The sequence below is a fragment of the Pelagerythrobacter marinus genome (genome assembly GCF_009827515.1).
GTDB classification, from domain to species: Bacteria; Pseudomonadota; Alphaproteobacteria; order Sphingomonadales; family Sphingomonadaceae; genus Pelagerythrobacter; species Pelagerythrobacter marinus.
On sequence record NZ_WTYO01000001.1, the window covers coordinates 367,495 to 391,663 of the forward strand.

At 68.2% G+C, this 24,169-nt stretch carries 20 protein-coding genes and 1 tRNA gene; 11 read left to right on the forward strand and 10 right to left on the reverse strand.

What is annotated here, in order from left to right:
• Nucleotides 1-40: 40 nt before the first annotated feature.
• The 4 genes from GRI72_RS01680 to GRI72_RS01695 are packed head-to-tail and all read right to left on the reverse strand — an operon-like array spanning nucleotide 41 to nucleotide 2,876.
• Nucleotides 41-676, reverse strand: coding sequence for an ATP-binding cassette domain-containing protein (locus GRI72_RS01680; protein ID WP_160732189.1), 636 nt, complete (start codon nucleotides 674-676; stop codon nucleotides 41-43).
• The gene (modB, locus tag GRI72_RS01685) at nucleotides 666-1,358 is read right to left on the reverse strand and encodes a molybdate ABC transporter permease subunit (protein WP_160732190.1); all 693 of its coding nucleotides are present in this window, start codon (nucleotides 1,356-1,358) and stop codon (nucleotides 666-668) included. The genes GRI72_RS01680 and modB overlap by 11 nt, the downstream gene beginning before the upstream one ends.
• 3 nt (nucleotides 1,359-1,361) lie before the next feature.
• Nucleotides 1,362-2,138 (reverse strand): molybdate ABC transporter substrate-binding protein, encoded by a 777-nt coding sequence (gene modA / locus GRI72_RS01690; protein ID WP_160732191.1) that lies wholly within the window; start codon nucleotides 2,136-2,138, stop codon nucleotides 1,362-1,364.
• Between the two features lie 57 nt (nucleotides 2,139-2,195).
• Nucleotides 2,196-2,876, reverse strand: coding sequence for a GcrA family cell cycle regulator (locus GRI72_RS01695; protein ID WP_160732192.1), 681 nt, complete (start codon nucleotides 2,874-2,876; stop codon nucleotides 2,196-2,198).
• A 73-nt stretch (nucleotides 2,877-2,949) separates the two neighbouring features.
• Between GRI72_RS01695 and GRI72_RS01700 the strand changes: the two genes are divergently transcribed.
• A complete protein-coding gene (locus GRI72_RS01700; protein WP_160732193.1) occupies nucleotides 2,950-3,852 on the forward strand; it encodes an ABC transporter permease in 903 nt (300 codons plus the stop codon).
• A gap of 36 nt (nucleotides 3,853-3,888) precedes the next feature.
• Here the strand turns inward: GRI72_RS01700 and hspQ are convergent, their stop codons facing one another.
• Nucleotides 3,889-4,269: a heat shock protein HspQ gene (hspQ, locus tag GRI72_RS01705; protein ID WP_160732194.1), complete on the reverse strand. Its 381-nt coding sequence runs from the start codon at nucleotides 4,267-4,269 to the stop codon at nucleotides 3,889-3,891.
• A gap of 161 nt (nucleotides 4,270-4,430) precedes the next feature.
• On the opposite strand from hspQ, the gene GRI72_RS01710 reads away from it, so the two are divergent.
• Nucleotides 4,431-4,520: transfer RNA gene (locus GRI72_RS01710), tRNA-Ser, on the forward strand.
• A gap of 256 nt (nucleotides 4,521-4,776) precedes the next feature.
• Here the strand turns inward: GRI72_RS01710 and GRI72_RS01715 are convergent.
• The 4 genes from GRI72_RS01715 to GRI72_RS01730 form a co-directional block, all read right to left on the reverse strand.
• Nucleotides 4,777-6,321 (reverse strand): alkaline phosphatase D family protein, encoded by a 1,545-nt coding sequence (locus GRI72_RS01715; RefSeq protein ID WP_160732195.1) that lies wholly within the window; start codon nucleotides 6,319-6,321, stop codon nucleotides 4,777-4,779.
• A gap of 63 nt (nucleotides 6,322-6,384) precedes the next feature.
• Nucleotides 6,385-9,405, reverse strand: a complete 3,021-nt coding sequence (locus GRI72_RS01720; protein ID WP_160732196.1) for a TonB-dependent receptor — start codon at nucleotides 9,403-9,405, stop codon at nucleotides 6,385-6,387.
• A gap of 68 nt (nucleotides 9,406-9,473) precedes the next feature.
• Entirely contained in the window at nucleotides 9,474-10,415 is a 942-nt protein-coding gene (locus tag GRI72_RS01725; RefSeq protein WP_160732197.1) for a FecR family protein, read from the reverse strand.
• Entirely contained in the window at nucleotides 10,415-10,870 is a 456-nt protein-coding gene (locus GRI72_RS01730; protein ID WP_160732198.1) for a sigma-70 family RNA polymerase sigma factor, read from the reverse strand. Before GRI72_RS01730 ends, GRI72_RS01725 begins: the two co-directional genes overlap by 1 nt.
• 224 nt (nucleotides 10,871-11,094) lie before the next feature.
• On the opposite strand from GRI72_RS01730, the gene GRI72_RS01735 reads away from it, so the two are divergent.
• Nucleotides 11,095-11,667 carry a TonB-dependent receptor domain-containing protein gene (locus GRI72_RS01735; RefSeq protein ID WP_160732199.1) on the forward strand — a complete coding sequence of 191 codons (573 nt, stop codon included), beginning with the start codon at nucleotides 11,095-11,097 and terminating at the stop codon, nucleotides 11,665-11,667.
• Between the two features lie 52 nt (nucleotides 11,668-11,719).
• On the opposite strand, the gene GRI72_RS01740 is transcribed toward GRI72_RS01735, so the two are convergent.
• Entirely contained in the window at nucleotides 11,720-12,841 is a 1,122-nt protein-coding gene (locus tag GRI72_RS01740) for a glutathione S-transferase family protein (protein WP_160732200.1), read from the reverse strand.
• Nucleotides 12,842-13,112: 271 nt separating this feature from the next.
• Here GRI72_RS01740 and GRI72_RS01745 point away from each other — a divergent pair, with 271 nt between their 5' ends.
• The 8 genes from GRI72_RS01745 to GRI72_RS01780 all read left to right on the forward strand — a co-directional run bounded on the left by GRI72_RS01745 (nucleotide 13,113) and on the right by GRI72_RS01780 (nucleotide 24,062).
• The gene (locus GRI72_RS01745; RefSeq protein WP_160732201.1) at nucleotides 13,113-14,042 is read left to right on the forward strand and encodes a helix-turn-helix transcriptional regulator; all 930 of its coding nucleotides are present in this window, start codon (nucleotides 13,113-13,115) and stop codon (nucleotides 14,040-14,042) included.
• Between the two features lie 181 nt (nucleotides 14,043-14,223).
• On the forward strand, nucleotides 14,224-15,492 hold the full coding sequence (locus GRI72_RS01750; protein ID WP_237486679.1) for a Yip1 family protein: 1,269 nt from the start codon (nucleotides 14,224-14,226) through the stop codon (nucleotides 15,490-15,492).
• Between the two features lie 92 nt (nucleotides 15,493-15,584).
• Nucleotides 15,585-16,361: a hypothetical protein gene (locus GRI72_RS01755; RefSeq protein WP_160732202.1), complete on the forward strand. Its 777-nt coding sequence runs from the start codon at nucleotides 15,585-15,587 to the stop codon at nucleotides 16,359-16,361.
• On the forward strand, nucleotides 16,358-17,125 hold the full coding sequence (locus GRI72_RS01760) for an SH3 domain-containing protein (RefSeq protein WP_160732203.1): 768 nt from the start codon (nucleotides 16,358-16,360) through the stop codon (nucleotides 17,123-17,125). Before GRI72_RS01755 ends, GRI72_RS01760 begins: the two co-directional genes overlap by 4 nt.
• 28 nt (nucleotides 17,126-17,153) lie before the next feature.
• The gene (locus tag GRI72_RS01765; protein WP_160732204.1) at nucleotides 17,154-17,747 is read left to right on the forward strand and encodes a hypothetical protein; all 594 of its coding nucleotides are present in this window, start codon (nucleotides 17,154-17,156) and stop codon (nucleotides 17,745-17,747) included.
• A 48-nt stretch (nucleotides 17,748-17,795) separates the two neighbouring features.
• Nucleotides 17,796-21,536: an Ig-like domain-containing protein gene (locus GRI72_RS01770; protein WP_160732205.1), complete on the forward strand. Its 3,741-nt coding sequence runs from the start codon at nucleotides 17,796-17,798 to the stop codon at nucleotides 21,534-21,536.
• A 34-nt stretch (nucleotides 21,537-21,570) separates the two neighbouring features.
• Complete coding sequence (locus tag GRI72_RS01775) at nucleotides 21,571-21,969, forward strand: hypothetical protein (RefSeq protein ID WP_160732206.1); 399 nt, start codon at nucleotides 21,571-21,573, stop codon at nucleotides 21,967-21,969.
• Between the two features lie 269 nt (nucleotides 21,970-22,238).
• On the forward strand, nucleotides 22,239-24,062 hold the full coding sequence (locus tag GRI72_RS01780; RefSeq protein WP_160732207.1) for a gamma-glutamyltransferase family protein: 1,824 nt from the start codon (nucleotides 22,239-22,241) through the stop codon (nucleotides 24,060-24,062).
• The last annotated feature ends 107 nt before the right edge of the window (nucleotides 24,063-24,169 follow it).

Below are 24,169 nucleotides of genomic sequence, written 5' to 3' on the forward strand. Positions count from 1 at the left end.
GCCATGATCTAGTCGCTCCCCGCGCCCCCCGCCACCCATGTCACGCGAGCGGGAGGACCGCGCCGGCCAGCCGCTCCACCTCGCGCTCCTCGTGGCTCACCAGCACGGCTGGCACGGTGACCCGGGCCACGATGCGCTCGATCATCGCCATCGTCCGCTCTGCCCGCGCGGGATCGAGCGACGCCAGCGGCTCGTCGAGCAGGAGGAAGGCCGGGCGCGACAGGATCGCGCGGCCGATCGCGACGCGCCGCGCCTCGCCGCCGGAAAGAGTCGCCGGCCGGCGATCGAGCAACGGGCCGAGGTCCAGCAGGCGCGCGACTTCCCCGAACCCCGGCCAGTCGGCGGGCAGGGCGGGCGCCCTCCGGCCGCCCGGCACGCCATAGGCCAGGTTGCGCCGCACGGTGAGGTGGGGGAAGAGCCGCATGTCCTGGAAGACATAGCCCGCGCGGCGTCCCTCGGGCGGCAGGTCGATACCGGCCCCGGCGTCGAAGATCGCGCGACTCCCGATCGCGGCGCGCCCGGCCAGCGGCCGCCGCAGCCCGGCGAGGCAGTCGAGCAGCGAGGTCTTCCCCGCGCCGGAAGGGCCGGTGACCGCGAGGATGCGGGCCGGCGTCGCGATCGTCACCTCGCGTTCGCGCTCGCCCGCGCGATAGGTCAGCGCGAGGTCAAACGACATGGGCCTGCCTTCCGGCTGCCCGGCGCACGAGCCATTCGCTGGCCATCAGCGCCGCGAGCGAGAGCAGCACCGCGATCAGCGCCAGGCGGGTGACCGCGGCTTCCCCGCCCGGGGTCTGCAACAGGGTATAGATCGCCAGCGGCAGGGTGCGCGTTTCGCCCGGAATGTTCGCGGCAAACGTGATCGTCGCGCCGAATTCCCCCACCGAACGGGCAAAGCCGAGCACGAGCCCGGCGAGGATCCCCGGCAGGCTGAGCGGCAGGGTGATCGTGCGGAAGGCGCGCCAGCGGCTCGCCCCCAAGGTGCGCGCGGCGGCGACCAGGCGGCGGTCCACCGCCTCGATCGACAGGCGCATTGCGCGCACCATCAGCGGCAGGGCCATGACGCCCGCCGCCAGCGCGGCCCCGGTCCAGTGGAAGGCGAGCGAGAGGCCGAAGGCGCGGTCCAGCAGGGCGCCGACCGGCCCGTTGCGCCCGAAGGCCAGCAGCAGCAGCCAGCCGGTGACCACCGGCGGGATGACGAGCGGCAGGTGAACCAGCGCGTCGAGCAGCACCTTGCCGGGGAACCGTCGCCGCGCGAGCAGCCAGGCGAGGGCATAGGCCAGCGGCAGCGTGGCCGCCATCGCCACCAGGCTGACACGCAGCGACAGGCCGATCACCTCCCATTCCGCGGGCGAGAGCATGGCTCAGTCCTCACCCGGGAGCGGGGCGAAGCCGTGGCGCAGGAACACCTGCCGCGCCGCGGGCGACACCAAATGATCGAGGAACGGCCCGGCATCGGGATGCCCAGCGCGCGCGAGGACCGCGGCCGGATAGCGGATCGGGGGATGGGCGCCGGACGGCACCCGCGCGGCCGCGCGGACCTTGCGCGAGGCGGCGGCATCGCTGGCATAGACGATCGCCGCGTCGACTTCGCCCCGTTCGGCCAGCGCCAGCGCCGCCCGGACATTGTCGGTTGCGATCGCGCGGGGCGCGGTCGCGGTCCACAGGCCCAGCGTCTCCAGCGCGGCGCGGGCATAGCGGCCGGCGGGCACGGCCTGCGGATCGCCGATCGCGACGCTCCCCTGGCCGAGCGCCCCGGCGACCGACATGCCCGCGGCGCCATCGCGCGCGACGTCGGCAGGTGGCCGCCTGCCCGGATGAACGACGACGAGCGTGTTGGAGGCCAGGTCGCGCGGTTCGTCCGCGCCCAGGTGCCCGCCGCGGCGCAAGTGATCGATCCATGCGCCGTCGGCGAGGACGACGATATCGGCCGGCGCGCCGGCTTCTACCTGGCGGGCGATGGCATGGGACCCGGCATAGGACAGGACGGGCTGCGGATGGCCCGCCGCCGCCCATTGCGCGGCCACTTCGTCGAGCGCGCCCTGCAGGCTGGCCGCGGCGAGCACGACCGGGCCGCGTTCCTGCGGCGGCGCGCAGGCGGCCAGCAGCAAGGCGAGCAGCGAGGCGGCAAGCCGGGCCATCCGCGCCGCGCCCGTCAGCCCGTCACGCGGCGCGCGTCCACGGCCTGCCCGCGAACGTCAGCGGACCCGCGGGCCGCCGAAGGGCAGCGGGGGCGGGGGACGGCGCGCGCCCCGGGGCAACTGCGCCTGGTAGGCGCGACCGCAATGTTCGACGCAATAGGGGAAGCCGGGGTTCACCGGCTCTCCGCAGAAATGGAAATCGGGCTCCCCCGGGTGGCCCATCGGCCAGCGGCAGACCTTGTCGCTGAGATCGAGCAGGCTGGTCTTGTCGGCGATCTCCGGGCTCGGCTTGGCCGGCACCAGGCGGCGCGGCGGGGCCGGCGGGATCGGCGCCTGCTGGTCGCCCGGCCCCTGGCGCAGGAAGCCGCCCGGGCCGACGGAGACGATCTTGGGCAAGTCCGTCCCCGTGTGCGGCAGGGGCTGCGACGCGTTGCCGCCCTGTCCGGCGGGCGCGGCGCGCGGCGCGGGTGCCGGCTTGGGCGCATCGGCCGCCTTGGCGGCCGGGCGCGGCGCGGCGGGGGCCTTCTTCGGCGCAGCCTTGGCGGCAGGCGCCTTGTCGGCTTTCTTCGGTTCGTTGGCTTTCACCGGGGAGGGGCGCGATTTCAGCCCCAGGCGGTGCGCCTTGCCGATCACGGCGTTGCGGCTCACGCCGCCGAGTTCGTCGGCGATCTGGCTGGCAGTGGCGCCGCCTTCCCACATCTTCTTCAGCGTGGCGATCCGTTCGTCGGTCCAGCTCATTCGAATTCCATTCGCAACAAATTCCATGGGGCGCGGCTTGCCAGCGGAAGCCACGAGCACTAGTCGGCCCAAAATGGCCGATCAAGCCCGCACACCCGCCAGTTCGCCCGACGATGGGGGCATTTCCTTCGTGGAGGAAAATGCCGGCGAAGCTCGCCGGTTTCCGCCTCGCGGAGTGCCCGTGTTCGACGGGATCAACCGCATCGGACTGTGGAGCCTCTATATGAAGGAGGTTCGCCGATTTCTCAAGGTCCAGACGCAAACGGTCTGGGCCCCGGCGGTCACCACGCTCCTGTTCCTCGTCATCTTCAGCGTCGCGCTCGGCCGTTCGGGCCGCGAAGTCCTGGGCGTGCCCTTCGCGACCTTCGTCGCGCCGGGCCTGATCGTGATGGGCATGATGCAGAACGCCTTCGCCAATGCCAGCTTCACCCTGCTGGGCGGCAAGATCCAGGGCACGATCATCGATCTGCTCATGCCGCCCCTGTCGGAAGGGGAACTGATGGCCGGCATCGTCGGCGCGGCCGTGACCCGCGCGGTCATGGTCGGCGGTGCCGTGGCCCTGGCCATGGCGTTCTACCCCGGCGTCAGCCTGGCGGTGGAGCACGCCTGGGCCGTGGTCTGGTTCGGCCTGATGGGGGCGGCGATGCTGGCCCTGATGGGGCTGCTGACCTCGATCTGGGCGGAAAAGTTCGATCACAACGCCGCGATCACCAATTTCGTGGTCGCGCCGCTCGCCCTGCTTTCGGGCACGTTCTACGTGATCGACAATCTCGCCCCCGTATTCCAGGCGGTCAGCCGGGCCAACCCGTTCTTCTACGTGATTTCGGGCTTTCGCTACGGCTTTTTGGGGGAAAGCGACATCGGCAACAGCGACGCGGCCATCGTGCAGAGCGCGATCGGCCTTGGCCTGCTCAACCTCGCGCTGGCCTATTTCTGCTACCGCGTGCTGCGCTCGGGCTGGAAGCTGAAGGACTGACCGCGCCGGTTTCGCGCGCGCGGTCGGGCCCGCCGATCAGTGCGTCAGCGAACGCCGCATCTTGTAGCGGCCATTGCGGAAATCCTCGAACAGTTCGGTGACGTTCGGATGGTCCACCGGGCCGCCCTGCGCGTCGGGCAGCAGGTTCTGCTGGCTGACATAGGCGACGTAGGACGAATCCTCGTTCTCGGCGAGGAGGTGATAGAACGGCTGGTCGCGCCGCGGCCGGATATCCTCGGGGATGGCCTCGTACCATTCCTCGCTGTTGGAAAAGACCGGGTCGACATCGAACACGACGCCGCGGAAATCGAACATGCGGTGGCGCACGACGTCGCCGATGCCGAAACGGGCACGGGCATGTCGCGGCATTTCGATAAAACGGCCCGCCTGGGCGGAAAAGAACTGCGAACGTTCCATTGCGCCGGGAAATATAGGATTTCGCTTCGGCGAAACAAGCATGCCCGGCGCGCCATCCCCCGCCATCTTCCAACTTGGGGCTTGGCAAGCCATGGCCGCTCCGCTAACCGGCGCGCTCCCGACGCGGCCGGAGGCCCTGCCTCCACAGCGCATTCTCGTGCGGAGAGGTGCCGGAGTGGTCGAACGGGGCGGTCTCGAAAACCGTTGTGCCCTTACGGGTACCGAGGGTTCGAATCCCTCCCTCTCCGCCACCGCGCCTTTTCCTCGCGATCCGGTGATCTTCGAAAAATTGGCTCGCCTGCGCCCACTCGATCTCGGCGCAAAGCATCTGTCGCTCGGGGCGTTGCCAGGCGGGGGAACCTGCATGAGCGACCTTCGGCACGTGAACGGACGGTCCTCTCCCGCGCCGGAATGCGTCCGAGTGAAGGGCGGGTTTGCCGGTTCGGCCGAGAACCGGCCAGCGCGCGGGCGGTATTTCCCGCCGTCAGGCCGTGCGGCAAAAAGCTCTCAGGCGCGCAAGGGACCGGGCCGTTCGTGTTCTACCACGAACCGGGCGAGATCGGTCTTCCGGCCGCCCGGATGATCGACCTGGTCGATCACGGCTATGCTGGCGTTCCAGTGCGCCCTGGAGACGTCATAGACTTGATATCCGCGTTGATTGGCCAGCAGCGCCACATTCGGATTGTGGCGCAGCGCGTCCTGCTGGAACGAATGCCGCGGTGAGCCGCTGCCGCCCGAGGAAATCGAAGATGCCAGAAATTCGCTTGCAATGGCGGGGCTTTCCGGATCGTCCGGGTTGCGCGGGATGCTGCCGACGACGTGCTGGTGCATGTCGCCGCTGCCGACGACGACATTGGTCAGGCGCCGCTGCGCGATCAGGTCGATGATCCGCTGGCGGGCATGGGGATAGCCGTTCCAGTTGTCGGTGCTGCGCACCGCCTGTTGCGCGCCGTCACGCCGCACGTCGAAGGGCATCATCTGCACCTGCTGGGCGATGAAGTTCCACCGGCTGCCCCCCGACAACCCGTTGCCAAGCCACCGTTCCTGTCCGTCGCCAAGCATCGTGCGCGCCGGATCATAGGCGGGCCTGCAGCCGTCGCGACGCGGTTCGCACAGCTGGTCGCTCCGGTGCGAGCGCGTGTCGAGCACATGCATCCTCACGAGGTCGCCGAAATCGAAGCGCCGGAAATAGCGCGTGGCGGTGCCGGGCCGCAGGGCCGCCCGCACGGGCATGTGTTCGTACCACGCCTTGAGCGCCGCTGCCTTGCGGGCAGCGAACCGCAACGGGTCGCCATCCTTGCCGTGACGAGCCGCCCAGTTGTCGTCGACCTCATGATCGTCGAACGAGGGGATGAAGGCCGCTGCCGCATGGGCTGCGCGCAGATCCGGGTCCGCCTTGTACTGGGCGTAGCGCCGACGATAATCGGCCAGCGTCATCGTCTCCGGACCGACATGGCGGCGCAACGGGTTCTTCGCGCGTCGGCCGAATTCATAGATATAGTCCCCGTAATGGAACACGGCGTCGATCGCCTCTTCGCGCGCAAGATGGGCGAAGGCGGTATAGAAGCCGCTCTCGTAATCCTGGCAGCCGACGCTGGCGATACGGATGCGTTCGACTTGCGCGCCTGGTGGCGGGAGGGTGCGGGCGCAGCCGATCTCGCTGACCGCGCCGCCCGGGGCATGGAACCGATACCAGTAGGGGCGGTGCGGCCGCAGTCCCGCCAATTCCACATGCACCGCATGGGCGTTGTCGGGCAGAGCTTCGGCCGTCCCGCTCTGCACGATCGTGCGGAACTGCGGATCGGCCGCAAGCTCCCAACCCAGCGGAATCGCGAAGGCGGGCATGCCGCCATCATCGGCCATCGGGTCAGGCGCGAGCCGGGTCCAGATGACGAAACCGTCCGGCGCGGGATCGCCTGCGGCGACCCCCAGACCGAACGGATCGCGCGAAAAGAAATGGCGGCGTCCGGTGGCGGACGCGCAACCGGACAAGAGGCCGAACGACAGCATCGCGCCAACGGCCGCGCGCCGGTCGAGAATGAACGCACTCATGGAAATGACCCAGCCAAGAGGGCGGGCGGGGCCGCGCGAAACACGGCCCCGCCCCACCGCCGATCAGAAGCGCATCGATGCGCCGAAGGTGAATACCCGGCCGCTGACCGTGCTGGTCATCATCCGCCGTGCATCGGTGTCGGCATACTGGATGATGCGCTCGTCGGTCAGGTTCAGCGCTTCGATGCGAAGCTGAAGCGCGGGGGTGACGTTGTAGTAAGCGGTCGCATCGAAGACAGTTGAAGGGTCGAAAAACTCCCCGATATTGCCGTTCCCCCCGTTCCCTTTGCGATATCGCGAGCGGTAGGCCATCGAGACACGCGCGCCGAAGCTTTCCGTGTCGTAATAAAGCGTGGTGTTGACCGACCATTTGGAGAGATTGACCAGCGGCAGATCGTGTGCGGTGCCCGAGTAGAACACTTCCGAACTGCCATCGGCATAAGTGACATTTGCGAGGCCGCCAAAATTGCCCAGCACACCCGGAAGGAAATCGAAATCGCGCCTGGCGGCGAATTCCACGCCGTGGATCGATGCGCCCGGCCCGTTGATGGGGCGGGTATAGTTGAAGATGATCGATCCGTCCTGACCGTCCTCCAGCAGCGACAGCGGATAGCCGGTTTCCTCGTAGGGGACCTGTGTCGTTTCGCTGGTCACGAAAGACTGCATATCCTTGTAGAACAGGCCCAGCGCGGCAAAGCCGCGGGTGCCGTCGTAATATTCCAGCGACCCTTCGAGGGAATCGGCGCGATACGGCATCAGATAGGGATTGCCCGCGCTGATCGTGCCGCCATAGCCTGCCACGCGGACAGTGGCCGCCGCGCTGAGATCCCGCAGGCCCGGGCGGCTGATGTTGCGGTTTGCACTCAGGCGCGCCACCAGCTGCGGCGTGATGTCGAGCGCGATATTGGCCGCGGGCAGGAGCCCGTCATAGTCGGTCTCGATCTCCACCGGCACCAGGCCGCCATCGGTGACCGAGTTGCCCTGCGAGGTCAGCTGCGTGCGATAATAGCGCACGCCGATATTGGCGCGCAGGCCCATGCCGCCGAGGTCGGTATCCAGATCATATTGACCGAATGCCGCGAAGCTCTTTTCCTTCACCGTAAAGTCGGTGCCCGCGCTCAGATCGCTTGCATCCAGCGACGCGTCCTGGCCGAGCGCTGCAAAAATGGCCGGGACATCGCCGATCGCGAAATCGATGTGGCTGGAATGGGGATTCAGCATCATGGGCGCGTCGGCGAGCCCGTCCGGGTAACTGCCATTGGCATGATAGCGATAGCCGCTGTTCTCGAATTTCTTGAACTCGACGCCCGCCTTCAGCGTGGATGCGAAGGATAGCGCATAGGTGAGCGCGGCGTCGGCATTGTAGAACTCGTTCTCGATATGGTCTTCGCGCCACTGGATGTTATGGAACTGCCAGGCAGCGGGATCGGCGGGATCGAAATCGTAGCTATTGACCGGCCGGTCGGTGTCCAGCCCGGCAAAGCCGACGCGGTGATCGTTGGACACCATATAGGCGCGCTGCCAGTCGGACGCGAAGACCGAGCTTGACCAGCCGGCCGTCGTGTCGAGCACGAGGCGATCGCCGAGCTCGGTGCGGGCGTTGAAGGCGACCTGCCAGAATTCGGTCTCGTCATCGGTCGCCTTGGCTTCATTGCGCAGATCGACGCCGGCGAAGGCGCCGCCATTGATCGAATTATGTTCGTCGATGGCGATCTCGCTGACGACCTGGGTGCCCGTTATGTCGTTGGAGGAGAGACCGTTGGCCCCGGCATTGCCGAGCACGTTCTCCTGCCGGTCGTTCGTCAGCTTACCATAGAGCACGTCGAACGCGATGTCGGTTCCATTGCCCGGATTATATTGCAGCGTTCCCGTCAGCCCCAGCCGGTCGCGGCGGTTGAACCAGCTGCCATAGGTCTGCGCCCGCGACATCCATACGCGGTCGTCGCCGCTGGCATTGACCAGCAGGTCGCGCGTTGCGTCGTCGATCTCGGGCCCGACATTGGCCTCGCCGAAGTTGATCTTCGACCAGTTCCAGTTGCGATAGCCCCATTCGATCGTGTCGGCCTGGCTGTAGGCGGCCGAGAACAATGCGCCGAAGTCGCCGGACCGGACGGAGGCGAGACCGACAACGCGCGGGGTCAGCGTGTCGGTATATTCGTTGACCTGTCCCTTGGCGCTGACGGCGAAAGTGTTGCTGTCATAGTCGAAGGGCTTGGCCGTGCGCAGCGCGATGGTGCCGCCGATTCCGCCCTCCTCCTGCTCGGCCGCATAGCTTTTCTCGACCACGACCTCGTTGAACAGTTCCGAAGCGAACACGCTGTAATCGAACGAGCGGCTGCGGCTGGCTCCGCTGCGGCTGTCGAGGCCGGATGCCGTGTTGCTCAATACTTCCATGCCGTTGAGCTGGGTGCGCGTGAAACTGGGGCCGAGGCCGCGCAGTGAAATCTGGCGTCCTTCGCCGCTGTCGCGCGAAATGGCGACGCCGGGCACGCGCTGCAGTGACTCGGCAAGATTCTGATCGGGGAATGCGGCAATATCCTCCGCCAGGATCACTTCCTGCGACCCTGTCGCTGCCTTCTTGCGCATCTGCGCAACGCTCAGGCTTTCGCGGAAGCCAGTGACGACGATTTCCGGCTGGGGCTCGGCGGCGACGGCCTGGGTGGACCAGACAGGCGCGGTCGCGGCGGTCGCCCTGGCCGGAGAGGGGGCCGCGCTCTGCGCCGCCTGGCGCTCGCGAGGTCGGACGATGACCGTCCCCCGGTCGATCCGCGCATCGATGGGCAGTGCATGGGTCATCCGTTCCAGCGCCTGGGGCGCGGTCATCGCGCCGCGCACCGGACGGCTTCGCAACGCCGCGACGATATCCGGCGCTGTGGCCAGCGGCAGCCCGGTAATCCTCGAGAAACCGATCAGCGCATCTGACAGGTCCTGTGCAGGCTCGTCGAACTGAAATGTCCGGGCCGCAGCTTCCTGCGCCGATGCAGGTTGAGCGGCTATAGCTTGGATGGCAGCGCCGGCCAGAAGTGCCGACATGGTGATCGATCTGGTCATTTGACCCCCTTTGCGATGTTCTTCGAGGGTCAAGTCGTGCGAGGTCCCGCAACCCGGACAAATTTATTTAATTACGAATAGGTTACAGTTTTTCGATATTGTTACTCTATCCGAATGACATCGCCGTCGCGCGCGATATCGAGGCCATAACCCTTTCGCAGCAAGGCCAGCGTTTCCTCCGTCGCAGAGACGCGAAACCGTCCGGTCAGCCGCAGATCGTCGGCCAATGTTCCATCGACGGCGATCGAGGCGTCGGAGAACCGGCGCATTTTCGCGACCAGATCGCCCAGCGGTGCATCCCGCATGACGAACCATTCCGAACCGGGGCGAACGTGTTCCGGATCCATCGGAATGCGCCTCAGCACTGAATCCGATGCCAGCGCGGCCTCGCCAGCGGCGAGATCGAGTTGGCTCGCCGCGTCGGTGAGCCGGACTTTTCCTCGGGCCACGGCGACCGAGACGCGGTGCTGTGAAAGGCGATCGATGTGAAACGCGGTGCCAAGGACGCCGATCCGCACGCTGCCGGCATCCACTTCGAACGATCGCCAGCTGCTGTGCGAAACATCGAAACCGGCCTCGCCGCGGGTCAATTCCACCTCGCGCCGCCATGGCCAGTATCGAACCGTCACGGCGCTGTTCCCACCCAGCGAAAGTGTCGTTCCATCTGACAATGCCACCGTCCGCATGACGCCTGGCGCGGTCTGGTGGCTGACGGGGATGGCCGGAATGAACAACAAGGCCGCCACAGCCGCTGCGGCGGCCGATGCGGCGAGGGGCAGCCAGCGTCTGGGGCGCGACAGGGGGCGCCGCACGGCGCGCGCGGCAACGCGCTCGGTGGCCGGCGCCTCCCGAACGGCCACGCATGCCTGCTCCAGAAGCCGATCGTCCCAAAGCGCCGCCATTTCGGCAAAAGCCTCGCGGTTGCGCGGATCAGCGCGCATCCATTCATCGAAGCGCGCGCCTTCAACGCTGTCGAACGCCGACCGGTTCATCCGGTCGAGCCAGCCTGCCGCCTCGGCGTTGGTCTGTTCGATACTGCGCATCAGCCGATCCTGTCCCGGCATTCGGCCGCCGCCAAGGCCTTGCGCAAATCGTTCATGCCGCGCGTCACGTGCTTTTCCACGCTGGAGAGGGAGAGGCCGAGATCGGACGCGATGCGGGCATGGGACTGGTTTTCGAGCCGCCGACGGACGATAACCTCGCGCCGCAGCGATGGCATTGCGGACATGGCATGTTTCAGGATTGCCAGCTTTCGCTTGCCGTCGGCCACGCGATCGGGAAGCGGTTTCTCGCAGCTTGGATCGCTTTCCAGTTCGCCGGTGAAACGGTTGTTCTTGCGGAAATGATCGGCAAGGCGGTTCGCCGCGATCCGGAACGCCAGGGCATAGATGCTGCCCGGCCGCCTTTCATCGGTATAGGCAATGAGCGCTGCGATCGTATCCTGCGCCACATCTTCGGCCAGGTGCCGGGGATGGCCCCGGCGGACGACATAGGCCACGATCGCGTCGCGAACGGCGGGCCAATCGAAGAATTCATCCGCCTCGCCACCGCCGATTGCGATGGCACCGTACGAACCGTCCTGGTCGTGTGTTCTTGCGCGGCGGGATCTCACAGTCGCCGGCGCCTAGATCACGATTATGACAGATAGGTTCCGATATGCGAACGAAAGGAGTTGCCGATCGGGCGGGGGGCGCCTGCCGCGACCGGCAAAGGCCGGGCGGCTTGCCGGCGTGGCCAGCGGCAGAGGATCTGACCGCAAACTGTCACGTCCTGCGACTAGCCGGGGATACCCGCACGTTCGGTGCAGAGCTGGAGGCCGCCTGGGATCCTGCGGGCCCCTTCGAGGTGGCCGTCCAGGCGACGTTGCAGGATGGCCGTTATCGCAATTTCCACTTCGTCGAGGTGATCGACGGCGAGGCGGTGCGCCGCGACTATTCGGGCCATCGCCTGATCCGGGTGCCCCGCCTGGCCGTGCGGGCCGTGCCGGCCCTCGAACTGATGAATGGCCGGCTGCGGGCCGAGGTGACGGGTGAATACTTTTCACGCCGTTTCGGCGACATCGCGAACGCGCAGGAACTGCCCGGCTACCTGTTGGTCGGCGTCAACATCCGGGCGGCCCTGTCCGATCGGGTCAGCCTGCGCGCGCATGTGACCAATCTCACCAATACGCTGGGCCTGACCGAAGGCAATCCGCGCAACGGGGCGTTCGACGCCGCATCGCATCCGGGCGAATATTTCTATGCCCGCCCCGAATTCGCGCGAACCGTCAGGCTGGAAGCCGCGATCGCGTTCTAGACTTCGCCGAGGTCGATCCTCGGTTCGCCGCTATCTGCGCAGCGACCCCGCCCTAGAGCTTCCTGCCCCATACTTCGAGGTGCTGGTTGCGTTCCACGCGGATCGGACGGTGAAGGTCAAGCAGCGGGGCTAGGCCTGCGTTATCCAGCCACTCGCGCGTAGCTGCCGCCGACGGGGGCTCGAGCTGTTCGAAAGCATCGGTGACCCGCTGCCACAGGTAGAGCACGTAAGGCTGCACGCCGCTTTCGAACGCGATCCCGCGAAACGCCGTTGCGACCGAACCGATAATGCGCCGGTGCGGCTTCTCGGTGACCGGCGCACCCTCTTGCGGGTCGGCGTCGGCGACGAACCGGCACAGCATGGCCAGCTTGTCGGCAAGTTCGGGAAACAGTTCGGACGCCATGTGGCGGTATACCGGCTCGAGCGTCTCGGGAATCGCGTCCCCGGCGAGGTAGGTCGCCGCGTAGTCCCCGAATTCCGGGATATCCGGGTCCGGCGCATTCATCCGTTCAACCCAGCGATAGACCTTCGGCGCACGGCGCTTCATCAGGTCCGCGGGAACCGGGTCGCGGCCAAGGTGCGCGAACAGCGGGCCCAGCAGTCCATAATCGCCCAGCGAGGGCGCTCCCCCGAACAGGTAGGGGTGCTGGGCGAAATGCGCCTCCAGCAGGTCGAGCAGTTCGAGGTAGGAAGCCTCGATCGCAGGGACGGTAGCCGGGGTGACGCCCAGCATCGGCAGATAGGACTGCATGCGAGCCATCACCTTGGCCGCCTGGTCCGCCCCCGATCCTGCGGTGAAGGCATCCTGCAGGAAACGGTCCTGCCGGTCGGCATGGCTCCAGCGGTAATGCATGGCATGGCGGGTGAGGCCGACCACGGCATACAGCTCCGCCACGTGCGCCAGGACCCGCTGTCGCGGCCCGGGGGGATAGGCACTGATCCTGGCGCCGGCCCGTTCGAAATGGTCCAGGATATCGACGGTGTCTTGCACGATGGTGCCGTCGGGAAGTTCGACGACGGGTATGATTCCGCGACCGATCTTCGGGACGATCTCGGCTCGAAACCGGCTATCCGCGGCACGCTCGACATAGGGGATGCCCTGTTTGCGAAGGTATGCCCGCGTCTTGCCCGTGTAGAGCGAATGCGGCGCGCCGTAGAGGGTGACCGGTTGCATTTGTTCCCCTGTCGATACGGGTGCCCGGGGCCCCGATGGGCGTGCCCGGCCGTGGATGCCGGGCCTATGACGGCGGCTGCGGAGCGTCAACTGGCGGAGCGATACGCCTCGCCTGCGGTCGGCCACCATGGCGACGGGGCGGGCGGCTGCCGGGCGCGTTCGCTTTTCCCATCGGCGCCGATGTCGTGTAGACGGGGCGGAGTCGTTGAAACGGGGAACGCGAGGGGTTTCGATGCAAGGGGCAGCAATCGGGCAAGGGGCCGCCTGGAACATGGCGGATTTTCTGCTGGAATTGTACCATGACGCCGCCGAATATTCGCCCAGCGAGCTGAGGATACGCGTTCTCAGGCGCCTGCAGGACATCGTGCCGTTCGACTTCGCCGTCTGGGGCGGGGGGCAGGCCGAGGGGCGCCTCGTCAACGATCTTTCGGTTCTCGACCAGAGCCATGCCATCCTGGGCGAGTGGGAAGCGGTCGCGCACCATGACGGTTTCTGCGATCTCACGCTTGAAAAGCTCGGGACCACGGCCCGTTTCGACGACGTCCCCGGTTATCGCGAAAGCCTCGCCTATAACGAGCATTGGCGCAGGTTCGATGCCTCGCACATGATGGCGACGATCGTGGCCGAGCGGTCCGACGGCTATGTCAGTTTCGTCGGCCTGTGCGCCGACGATCGCCCGCGCGCCTTTTCCGACGCGGAGCGCGGCCTCAAGCAGGTCCTGATGCCGCATTTCTCCCAGGCGCTACGCATCAGTCGCGACCTGGGGCAGGCGCGCGGCGACCTGCCCTGCGAGGCGATGGGCCTCGTCGATCCCGATGGCGCGGTGATCTCGGTCGAAGGGCCGTTTGTCGAACTGGCGATGCAGGAATGGGGGCCGGGGAGCGGGGGGCTGCCGGCCGACGTGGTCCAGGCGCTGCACCGGGAGGGCCGGTGGGGCGGGGTGGCGCTGCAGGCGAAGATGGTCCCCTTCGGGCGCAATTACTTCGTCCACCTGGTCGCGACCCCCGCGCTCGAGCGCCTGTCCCCGCGCGAGCGGGAAGTCGCCCGGCTCTTCGGCTCGGGCCTGACGCACAAGGCGGTGGCCCGCCGGCTGGGATCGTCGCCTTCGACGGTCCGCAACCAGCTTGCGCGCGTCTACGAGAAGCTCGGCGTTTCGAACAAGACCGAGCTTGCAGCGCTCGTCGGCCGCGACAACCGCTGAGCGTCGCCGCCCGGCATAGGGCATCTGCACTATTTCCGCCGCGACCCGCGGCGACCTATTCCGCCCCCGGGAACCTCGCGGCCCGGATCGGGGCGCGGGGGCATTTGCCCGGCGCCGGGCATCAGCGCGCACGACGGCGCGCGGCACCGGCGATCGGGCGCGATGCGAATGGGGAAACGCGATGACGAAGACCAACGCCGGAGACGACGGGACCATGCCGCCCGCGACCGGTCCGACGGGTGCCGGCGACCGATCGGCCGAGGCCTGGGCAAGCGCCGAAGGCCGTGCAAAGCTGGCGGCGCGGGTCAGGAACATCCTGGCCGCGCCGGGCACCGAGTGGCAACGGATTGCCGGGGAACCGGATGGCGTGGGCGCGGTCTTCACCCGCTACGTCGTGCCGCTCGCGGCCGTCCCGGCGCTTGCGGCGATGATCGGCTCCCTCCTGTTCGGCATTTCCGTGCTGGGGATGACCTATCGTCCCACCTTCGGCGCGGCGCTTTCTTCCGCGCTGGTGCAATATGTTCTGACGCTGGCCGGCGTCTTCGTCTTCGCCTGGGTGGTCAACCTGCTGGCGCCCCGGTTCGGCGGCACGGCCAACTGGACCAGGGCGTTCAAGGTCGTGGCCTATTCGGCCACCGCGGCCTGGGTCGTCGGCATTGTCCACCTCGTCCCGATGCTGTCGTTCCTCGCGATCCTGGGGCTCTACAGCCTCTACCTGCTCTACCGCGGCCTGCCGGTGCTGATGGACGTGCCGCGCGAGAAGGCGCTCGTCTTCACCGCGGTGCTGGTCGCGGCCATGATCGTCGTCGGGCTGGTCCTCGGCGCCCTGGCGAACATCGTGCGCCCGGCACCCGACCCGTCGGTCACCCCCGATCCCGGGCTGGGCGGGCTGATCGAGATGCTCGAGGACAATGGCGGCGCGGCGGGCGCCGGCCTCGACCCGCAGGGCGCAGGCGGCTCGATCACCGAGAGCGCCGAAGCCGCGCTGAAGAGCCCGGTGGCCTCGGCATCGGGCGCGCTTTCGGCCGAGTCGCTGGCCGCGATCCTGCCCAAGACCCTCGCCGGTTTGCCCCTGGCCGAGATCGAGCACGCCTCGCTCGGTGCCGGGCTCGGCTCCTCGGCCGAGGCGCGCTACGGCAGCGGCGACGCCACGGCCCGGCTGGACCTGGTGGACGTGGCGCCGATGGGCGGGATTTCCGCGGTCACGGCCAGCCTCAACGTCCAGCGCGATCGCCAGACCGCGACCGGTTACGAACGGCTGGGCAAGGTCAACGGCCGCATGACCGGCGAGAAATGGGACAGCGCGACGCGGCGCAGCGAATACAACGTGCTGGTGGCCGACCGGGTCATGGTCTCGGCCGAAGGCCGCGGGGTCCACATCGACGATCTCAAGCAGGCGGTCGAGAGCCTCGACCTCGACGCAATCGAGGCGGCCGTCGAGCAGCAATAGCACGCCGGCCCTTTTCCGTTCCGGGGCGAGCGATCGCGACGTCGCACCCCGACGCGGCGAGGCCGGCCGGACTTTCCAGGGAGTACGACGCCATGCGCCTATCCATCCGTCTGCTTGCGCCCATCGCGGTGGCGGCGATCGCCACGCCCGCGCAAGCGCAGTTTTTCGACCGTCTCCTCGATCGCGCCGAGCGTGCCGTCAAAGGGGAGATCGAGGGGAAAGTGGACCGCGAGGCGCGCAAGGTCACCCGTTGCGCGCTCGGCGATGCGACGTGCATCAAGGCGGCCCGGAGCAGGGGGGAAGAACCGGAAATCGTGCGCCGCGAGAGCGGGCCGAAGGCCTACCCCGTCATCGACGGCGATCGCGAGATCCGCTTCCCGATGGGCGAGCGGTCGTTTGCCGACGCGGTGGTGACCTACCGGCCGGGCGATCGCCGCGGGCTCTCGCGCGCGGTGCAGGGCCAGGGCAATGTCCTGGGCGCACCCGATGGCGCGGGCGGCGCCCCGTGCGCGGCGCGCGGCGATTGCCCTGTCGTCGCGCTGGCGCCCGGGGGCGAGATGGTCGTGCGCTTCACCGACAATGTCCTCACCGGCAGCGGCGACGATGCGAGCGATCTGTGGATCTTCACCGGCGACGCGCATTCGCGCCTGTCGGTCGAAGTCGGCGTCGATGGAAAGACGTGGGAGCCGGTCGGCAGCGTTCACGGGCCGCGGGGGGGCGTCGATATCGACGCGGCGGGCTTCGGCCCCTACGCCGCCTTTTCCCATGTCCGGCTGAAGAACCTGCCGGGCGACGGGATAAGTGCGCGCCCGGCCGTCGCGACCATCGACGCCGTCGGCGCGATCAGCACGCGGGAACTGGGGCAATGACCGCGCGCGGGTGGCTGCTGCGGCTGGCCGCGACGGGGCTGGCATGCGCCCCTGTTCCGGCGAACGCCGAAATCGACGGGCACGGCCCCGATGCCTGGCGCGTGACCGGTGTCGCGGCGGACGACGTGCTCAATGCGCGCGTCGGGCCGGGAACCGGCTATCCGGTGATCGACAGCTTCGCGCACGATGCGCGCGACCTGCGCCAGGTGACCTGCGTGCCGCTGCTGATCGCCGGGGTGCAGGAGAAACTGACCCGGGCCCAGCGCGAGGAACTTCCGCCCAGCTGGTGCCTGATGCGTTCGGCGGACCTGTCGAAGGCCGGCTGGGTTCGCCAGCACTACCTCGTGCCCGACGGCCCGGACGCGGCCGCCCCGGCGCCGGCCGGCGACGCGACGATCGCCGAGGCGGTGAACCTCGTGCGCCGCCTCTACGCCAGCGGCGGCCCCGGTGCGGCCGCCGCCAGCCATCCCCTCGATCCCGCCAATGCGCCGGCCTATTTCGCCGCCGATGTCGTGGCCGCGATGCGTTCGCGCCCGCCCCAGGCCGATCCGCTGTTCGGCGCGCAGGATTTCGACGGCAGCTATGGCGAACCGACCGCGGACGCGGACCAGCCGATGTTTCGCGGAATGGTCACCGTGAACGTGGAGATCGTCAACTTCGGCCGGCGCCACACCGCGGTGTTCCGGCTGCGCGCCGATCCCGCGCAGCCCGGCGCGCCCTTGCGCATCTTCCGCATCGAACACGATGGCTGGTCCTTTCCCTGATCCAGCCGGCCATACCAAGGAGCTTCTCATGACTTTGCCTTTAAAACTCTCCGCCCCCGTTCTTTGCGCGATCGCGCTGGGCATGGTTGCCGCCTGCTCGCCCGGATCGGAGCCGGGGGATGAGCCTGCGGCGGACAGCGATGGCGCCGCGGCCCGGCAGCCGGGGATCGGCGAACTCGAGGCCACGATCGGCGACGTGGCCTATCGCGGGGAAACGGTGGACAGCGCGGCCCACGGGTCCTCCACGGCCGAGTTTCGCGACCTGGGCGCGGTGAAAAGCGTGAATATCCAGGCGCACGACCCTGCGGCGGACGGGTTCATGCACAACGTGCTCGCCGTCGAGTTCACGCTGGCCGGCAGCGATTCCTCCGCGCCGGTTACCGGTGCCACGATCTCCTACTGGCCGGGCGGCACGGACGGGCCGTTCTATCACAGCGAGGGGAGCGCGTCGGCGCCGCAGGTCGTACTCGACGCGGTGTCGTTCGAGCAAGGCGCCGCCTCGGCCAGCGGCCGTTACTCCGCCAACCTTTGCCGGAAAGCCGATTTCTTCTCGGAGCCGGACAGGAACGATTGCGTCGCCGTCGAGGGGACTTTCGACACAGCGCTGCGCGAAAGCGCTTGATCGCGGCGCCTGCCGGGCCGACCGAACGCGAATGATGGAGAGCGATTGATGCCGGGATTGCACAGACACGGCCTCGCGGCCCTGGTGCTGGCCTGCGGGCTGCTGTTCCAGGTGTTCGCAGCCGCTTCGCCGGCCCAGGCGCAGGCGCGCGATCCCAATTCGCCTTACCGCGACAGCTACGACGTGCGCTTCGGCGACCGCCTCGTCGGGTCGTGGTCGGGCCGGGTGTCCGGCAGCTCGGTTTCGCAAGCGGACGGCGAGATGGCGGGCCAGGCCGTCTTCGTTCGCAGGGGCTATCGCGACAGCAGCTATTTCGGGATCGTCCTGCACGATCACCGCCACCGGACCGGCGACACCTTCTCGGAAATACACATCGGGACGATCCCCTGCGGCCCTTCGGGACGGCGGATAGACGCGGTTCACGGGCTGGAGGCGAGGGAGGCCCGCGCGCGGTTCGCCACCGTGTCGTTCGACAACCGGCTGGCCGCGACCGGTCGCCCCGACATGCGGGTATTCCCCGTCTACGGGGCGGAAGCGGCAAACCCCGCGACGATCGTCACGCAGTGGACGCAGGACAGCTTCACGCTGCACCTTTCGGGCAGGTTCGTTTCGGTCGTCACCCCGGTGGCGGGCCAGACCTTCGATTACGAGCGGCAGCGCGAAGGCAGGCTGGAAGAACTGCACCTGGAGGCGACTTTCACTCTCGAGCGAACGCCGGCGACCGAGGATCTCTTCGATCTCACGCTGTGCGAGGAGAAGGAGTTTCTCCAGGTTGTCGAGACCGTGCCCGAAAGCGGGCGCGAGAACGTGGTTCTCGAAGGCGCGGACTTCTACATCGAGTTCGACGCCCCGATCGAAACGACGACCCTCGATGAAACCACGGTCTTCATGACCACCCGCAACGCGGGCGGGGGGCCGATCTTCGTTGCCACCGACCTTGCCCTCGTCGCGCCCGACCGGGTGCGGGTCAGGCCGGTCGAGCCGCTACTGAGCGGGACGGTCTACGACATCGAGGTCATGTCGGGGGAAGAGGGCCTTCGCGGGCTGGAGGAGGAAATGCTCGCCGGCGATTACCGGATGTCCATCTCCACCCTGGTCGAACCCGACGAGCTGCGGCTCGAGATCCACCAGGTTTCCCGCGACGCGCCCCTGATAAAGGACAAGCCCGCCGCCGGACGGATCTTCGTCGAATGGGAGGAACGCGACGACATCGATCCCGCCTGGCAGGTGCTGAACTATCCTGTCGTGGCCGAGATCACCGATCTCGACGACAAGACCGTCTTTCCCGAGATTGCCGAGCGGGCGCGCCGTCCGGACCTGATTTCGGACGAAGAACGCCGGCTGGGAAAACACGCCCTGAACCTGTTCGACTGGACGCCGACCTCGGGCTCGTTGCCGATGCACTTCACCGCCAAGGTCAAGCCGGCAAACCCCTATCCGGAAACCGCCGATCCCGAACCGGCGACAGTGGATCACACCATGCAGTACGCTGCCGAACACAGCGACCTCCTGGTGTTCGATTATTACCTCGCCGAGCACGCCGAGTGGTCGCAAGGCGCCGACGATCGAGCCCGCCACTACGCGCTGTTGGCCGCGCAGCAGCAGCAGACGTACATGAACCAGGTTTTTCCGATCGCTCGCGTGGTGGGGCGTTTTCAGGGAAGCTACAACATCGCGCGCACCATCTGTGAACTACCCAGGATCTTCGACAGGGAACTGTGCGACGAGAATGCCGGCGACATGATGGCGCTGTTCAGGCTGTTTTACGAGCATGTCTCCGCGCGATCGGTCGCTCATGTCATCGTCTCCTACCATCCCCCCAGTCTCGGAGGGGCCGGGAAAACCTATGCGCCGTTCGATCAGCCTTCGACGCTGATCGCCAGGCCGGGTGAGACGGCCAAGACCCATCTGCCCGCGCCTGACCTGGCAGCGCTCCGAAGGGAGAACCGGGAGAACCGGAACATGATCGTCATGAGCAGTGGCCCGCTGCCCGATGGGGTCGTCCCGGGAATCGTCACCGCCCCGCTGATCGAGCATGAGTTCGGCCATGTCTTCGCGCTTCCGCACACGCCCTATGTGGAAGGCCGCGAGCACCGGGCGGAAGTGTGCGACGCCTACCGGGACAGGAAAGCGCCGGGGATCGACGGCATGCGCATCGCGCTCGACGGGACGACCGGCTGGCAGAAATCCTCCGAATATGGCAATGCGCAGTCGCGCACCCCGATGCGCAACCTGATGTTCCCCTGCGCCTACGATCACCGGAGGGAATACTGGATCGATGGCGACCAGTACGATTGGCTGGTGAAGCGCGTGCCGGCGATCCTGCGCAACGCCGGCGCGCATACCGGTTCGCTATCGGCGCTCGGCGGAAATCCGCTTGCCCAAGGCCGCGGCTCTGCCGACGGTATCGCCACCAGCGTGACATTCGACGGCGCGGACGGCGATCGGCGCTTTATCCTGGTCTCCGGCCTCAGCGACGGCACGAAGGCGCAGTTCCTCCCCACGGTCGGCGTGCCCGGGCCGCGCGACCCGCTGTCGGGCGACGGACCGTTCGAACTGCGCGTGGAGGATGCCGCCGGTTCCGTGCTGGCGCGGGCCAAGGTCGGTCCACCGACATCGGACGAGCCCGTCTGGCCTTTCGCGGTCACCCTGGCGCTGTCGGGCGAACCGGCCCGGATCGCGCTTGTCAACGGGGCCGAGGTCATCGGCGAGCTGCGCGCATCGGGCCAGCTGGACAGCCCGAGCGTGACGTCCCACGCCCCCGGTTCCAGCTACCGCGCGGGCGAAGCTCTCGAGTGGACGGCCGGGGCGGGACCGGCGGAGGCCACGACATATTCCGTCCGCTATTCACCCGATGGCAGGGAGTGGTCCACGCTCGCGCACTTCCTTTCGGATACCCGCTACACCCCCGATCCGCTCACGCTGAGGCCTGGCCCGCGCGCTGCCTTCGCGATCGTCGCCCACGACGGGGTGGCGGAACGCACGACGATGCTGCCGGTGCAGCTGAGCGTTCCGCTCGAACCGCTTGCCAGCTGGCCGTCGGGCGAGACGGGGGCGGGCGCGTTCGACAGCCCCGCCGGCGCGGCCTTCAACGTCGCGCTCGATCCCGCCTCGCTCGATGCCGTGCGGCTCGAGATGGACGGAACGGCCGTCGCAGCGAAAGTCTCGCTCAGCCCCTCGGGCACGATCGTCTCGGTCAGGCCGCGCGACCCGGTCGCGGGCCGGGCATATGCGGCGGTGGTCGGAACCGGGCTGCGCGCGAAGGACGGACGGCACCTGGCGGAGGAGCTGCGGCTGGAATTCGTCCTCGATGCCGTGGCCGGGCAGGAAGAACCTTCGCCCTGGATGCCCGATCGCCCCGCGCTGGGGGCCGGCCCCACGGCTGGCGACCGCCCGGAAACGCAGCCGTCGCGGCGCGCCGAGCCCGCCCGCGAGGTCACCGTCACCGCACAAGGGGAGATCACGCTGGAGGTCGGCACCAATCCGACCGTTCCCGCCACGATCACGCGCTGCGATTTCGACCGCGGCGGCGGCCTGGCGGGCCTGGGCGTGGTCTTCGAGACCAACCCGGGCAGCCGGCTGGAGATCGATATGCGCCGCGCCGGAGGGACGATCTCCGCCACGCTGTCGCGCAGCGACGGCTACGACGTCAGCAACCGGGGCGGGCCGGCGGATGGCTGGGCCATGGACCTCGGGGCCGACGGACAGCTCACGGCCCGCGGGAAAGTGGGCGTCGGCGACGATACCGCCGGCTTCCGCCTCGCCGGCGAGTGCCCGGCCCAGCCGTAGCCGGCCTTCCCACCACGCCAGCAGGAGAACCCCCATGCTTACCACTGTCCTCACCCTTGCCCTGACGCTTGCCTCGACCACCGCGCCCGAAGCCGGCACCGCGCAGCTGACCTTCGGCGGCGAGACGACGGTTCATCCGATCGCCGACTGCGCGATGACGCCGACCGACGGCGTACCCGCGCGCCTCCTGATAGAGGAGGTGGGTCTCACGCTCGTCCTCGCCCGGGCCGATCACGTGCAGACCATCAGCGTGATCCGCGACAATATCAACTGGTCCGCCACCCGGATGAACATCGGCGGCCAATGGACCGATCGCGGCCGCCCCGCCGGGCCGATCGTGCAGGAATGGGGCCCGCTCATTCGCGCCGAAGCCGTGCTCGCCGGCTCAGGAGATGGCGCGGAGCGGCAGGTCTCGCTGGTCGCCCGCTGCTGATCCGCGATCACGCGCGGGCGGTTTTTCCGCCTGCGCGAATGCACGTCGCCTGCTCTTCGTCAGAAGCCGCTGCGCCGGCTTCCGTCTCGCCCGATGCGCCAAACGCCGGCCTGCGTGGAAGACGGGAAGGGTAGTCTTCGCGTGGACCGGACGGCCGGCCAGGCCCCGATAGCAGCCCGGCAGCCCCCGTTCTTTTTTGGCCTGTCCCCCTTTCGTCGGCGGGCGGGGTGGCCTAGCGCTCTTGCGATTGCGGAGAAGGGAGCGCGTTCATGCGGTTGATTTCATTGATGGGTGCCTGCGTCCTGGCGGCTTGTCCGGTGGCGGCGCAGGACGCGGCCAATGTCGCCGACACGACGGCCGCGGCGACGCAGGGGATCGGACCGGGCGCGCGGCCGGTGGGGGCGGACTGGAGCCGCAGCCCGGTCGTCGCGCGCGAGGGGATGGCGGCCACCGCGCATCCGCTGGCGACGCAGGTCGCGCTCGATATTCTCAAGGCCGGGGGCAGCGCGGTCGACGCGGCGATCGCGGCCAATGCCGCGCTCGGCCTGATGGAGCCGACCGGCAACGGGATCGGCGGCGACCTGTTCGCGATCGTCTATGACCCCGCGACCGGGCACCTGCACGGCATCAACGGCTCGGGCCGTTCGCCGGCGGGCCAGACGCTGGAGCAGCTGAGGGCCCGGCTGGGCGATGGGGCGACGTCGATCCCGCCGGTCGGCCCCCTGCCGGTGACCGTTCCCGGCACCGTCGATGCATGGTTCGCGCTGCATGATCGGTTCGGCAAGCTGCCGATGGCCGACAACCTCGCCCCCACGATCCGCTACGCGCGCGAAGGGCACCCGGTCGCGCCGGTCATCGAGATGTACCTGGCCCGCGCGCTGAGGAGCTACGAGGCGCGGCAGGAAGAGCACCCGTTCGATTTCGCCAATGCCCGGGCGACCTGGTTCGCCGACGGCCCGCCCGCGCCGGGCGAGATCTTCCGCAACCCCGACCTCGCCGACACGCTGGAGCGTATTGCCGCGGGCGGGCGCGACGAGTTCTACGAGGGCGAGACCGCGCGCATCATGGTCGATTACCTGCGCCGGCAGGGCAGCGCGTTCACCCTGGCCGACTTTGCCGCGCACGAGAGCGAATGGGTCGATGTCGCCTGCGTCGCCTACCGCGACGGGTACGAGCTGTGCGAATTGCCGCCGAACTCGCAAGGCTATGCCGCGTTGCAGATGGTCAACATCCTCAAGAACGTGGACCTGGCGCAGTGGGAACGCGGTTCGGCACAAGTGCTGCACTACATCACCGAGGCCAAGCGGCTCGCTTTCGCCGATGTCGCGCGCTTCTACGCCGATCCCGATTTCGCAGCGGCGCCGGCCGAGCTGCTGAGCGAGGAGTACGGGCGTGCGCGGTTCGCGCTGATCGATCCCGAACGGGCCACGCCGGCCTTTGCCGCGGGCGACCTGGTCGCTCCGCAGCTGGAGGGGCCGGGAGACACGACCTACCTGACCGTGGCGGACAGGGACGGGATGATGGTCAGCCTGATCCAGTCGAACTATCGCGGGATGGGCGGCGGGCTCGTCGCCGACGGGCTGGGCTTCATGTTCCAGGACCGCGGCGAGCTGTTCAGCCTCGATCCGGAACATCCCAATGCCTATGCCCCGGCAAAAAGGCCGTTCCACACGATCATCCCCGCCTTCGTGAAGAAGGACGGCAAGCCTTTCATGAGCTTCGGCCTGATGGGCGGCGGGATGCAGCCGCAGGGGCACGTCCAGGTCCTGGTCAACCTGGTCGATTTCGGGATGAACCTGCAGGAAGCCGGCGACGCGGCGCGCCTGATGCACGACGGCGGCCGGCAGCCGACCGACGCGCTGGCCGGCAGCGCCGCCGACAGCATGGCGGTGGACGACCTGGGCACGCTGTTCGTGGAACCGGGAATCCCCGCCGCCACGGTCGAGGCGCTGCGGGCCATGGGCCACAAGGTCGAGATCGAACGGACCGGGATTCCCTTCGGCGGGTACCAGGCGATCGCGCGCGATCCGGAAAGCGGCGTTTACACCGGGGCGACCGAGATGCGGAAGGACGGGCAGGCCAGCGGATACTGAGGGCGGGGCCGGGCCCGGTTTCGACGGAACCGGGCCCGCGCAGCTGGCCGCCGTGGAAGCGATAGCCGCGCACGCCGGGAAAGCGGCATATCGTGCTTGCCATTGAT

Bases quoted from the DNA above. Each gene is read 5' to 3' on its own strand.
- GRI72_RS01740 (WP_160732200.1), bottom strand. From the start codon at position 12,841: ATGCAACCGGTCACCCTCTACGGCGCGCCGCATTCGCTCTACACGGGC.
- hspQ (WP_160732194.1), bottom strand. From the start codon at position 4,269: ATGGAACGTTCGCAGTTCTTTTCCGCCCAGGCGGGCCGTTTTATCGAA.
- GRI72_RS01725 (WP_160732197.1), bottom strand. From the start codon at position 10,415: ATGCGCAGTATCGAACAGACCAACGCCGAGGCGGCAGGCTGGCTCGAC.
- GRI72_RS01755 (WP_160732202.1), top strand. From the start codon at position 15,585: ATGCGCCTATCCATCCGTCTGCTTGCGCCCATCGCGGTGGCGGCGATC.
- GRI72_RS01750 (WP_237486679.1), top strand. From the start codon at position 14,224: ATGACGAAGACCAACGCCGGAGACGACGGGACCATGCCGCCCGCGACC.
- GRI72_RS01680 (WP_160732189.1), bottom strand. From the start codon at position 676: ATGTCGTTTGACCTCGCGCTGACCTATCGCGCGGGCGAGCGCGAACGC.
- modA (WP_160732191.1), bottom strand. From the start codon at position 2,138: ATGGCCCGGCTTGCCGCCTCGCTGCTCGCCTTGCTGCTGGCCGCCTGC.
- modB (WP_160732190.1), bottom strand. From the start codon at position 1,358: ATGCTCTCGCCCGCGGAATGGGAGGTGATCGGCCTGTCGCTGCGTGTC.
- GRI72_RS01780 (WP_160732207.1), top strand. From the start codon at position 22,239: ATGCGGTTGATTTCATTGATGGGTGCCTGCGTCCTGGCGGCTTGTCCG.
- GRI72_RS01745 (WP_160732201.1), top strand. From the start codon at position 13,113: ATGGCGGATTTTCTGCTGGAATTGTACCATGACGCCGCCGAATATTCG.
- GRI72_RS01770 (WP_160732205.1), top strand. From the start codon at position 17,796: ATGCCGGGATTGCACAGACACGGCCTCGCGGCCCTGGTGCTGGCCTGC.
- GRI72_RS01695 (WP_160732192.1), bottom strand. From the start codon at position 2,876: ATGAGCTGGACCGACGAACGGATCGCCACGCTGAAGAAGATGTGGGAA.
- GRI72_RS01700 (WP_160732193.1), top strand. From the start codon at position 2,950: ATGGCCGATCAAGCCCGCACACCCGCCAGTTCGCCCGACGATGGGGGC.
- GRI72_RS01765 (WP_160732204.1), top strand. From the start codon at position 17,154: ATGACTTTGCCTTTAAAACTCTCCGCCCCCGTTCTTTGCGCGATCGCG.
- GRI72_RS01775 (WP_160732206.1), top strand. From the start codon at position 21,571: ATGCTTACCACTGTCCTCACCCTTGCCCTGACGCTTGCCTCGACCACC.
- GRI72_RS01715 (WP_160732195.1), bottom strand. From the start codon at position 6,321: ATGAGTGCGTTCATTCTCGACCGGCGCGCGGCCGTTGGCGCGATGCTG.
- GRI72_RS01760 (WP_160732203.1), top strand. From the start codon at position 16,358: ATGACCGCGCGCGGGTGGCTGCTGCGGCTGGCCGCGACGGGGCTGGCA.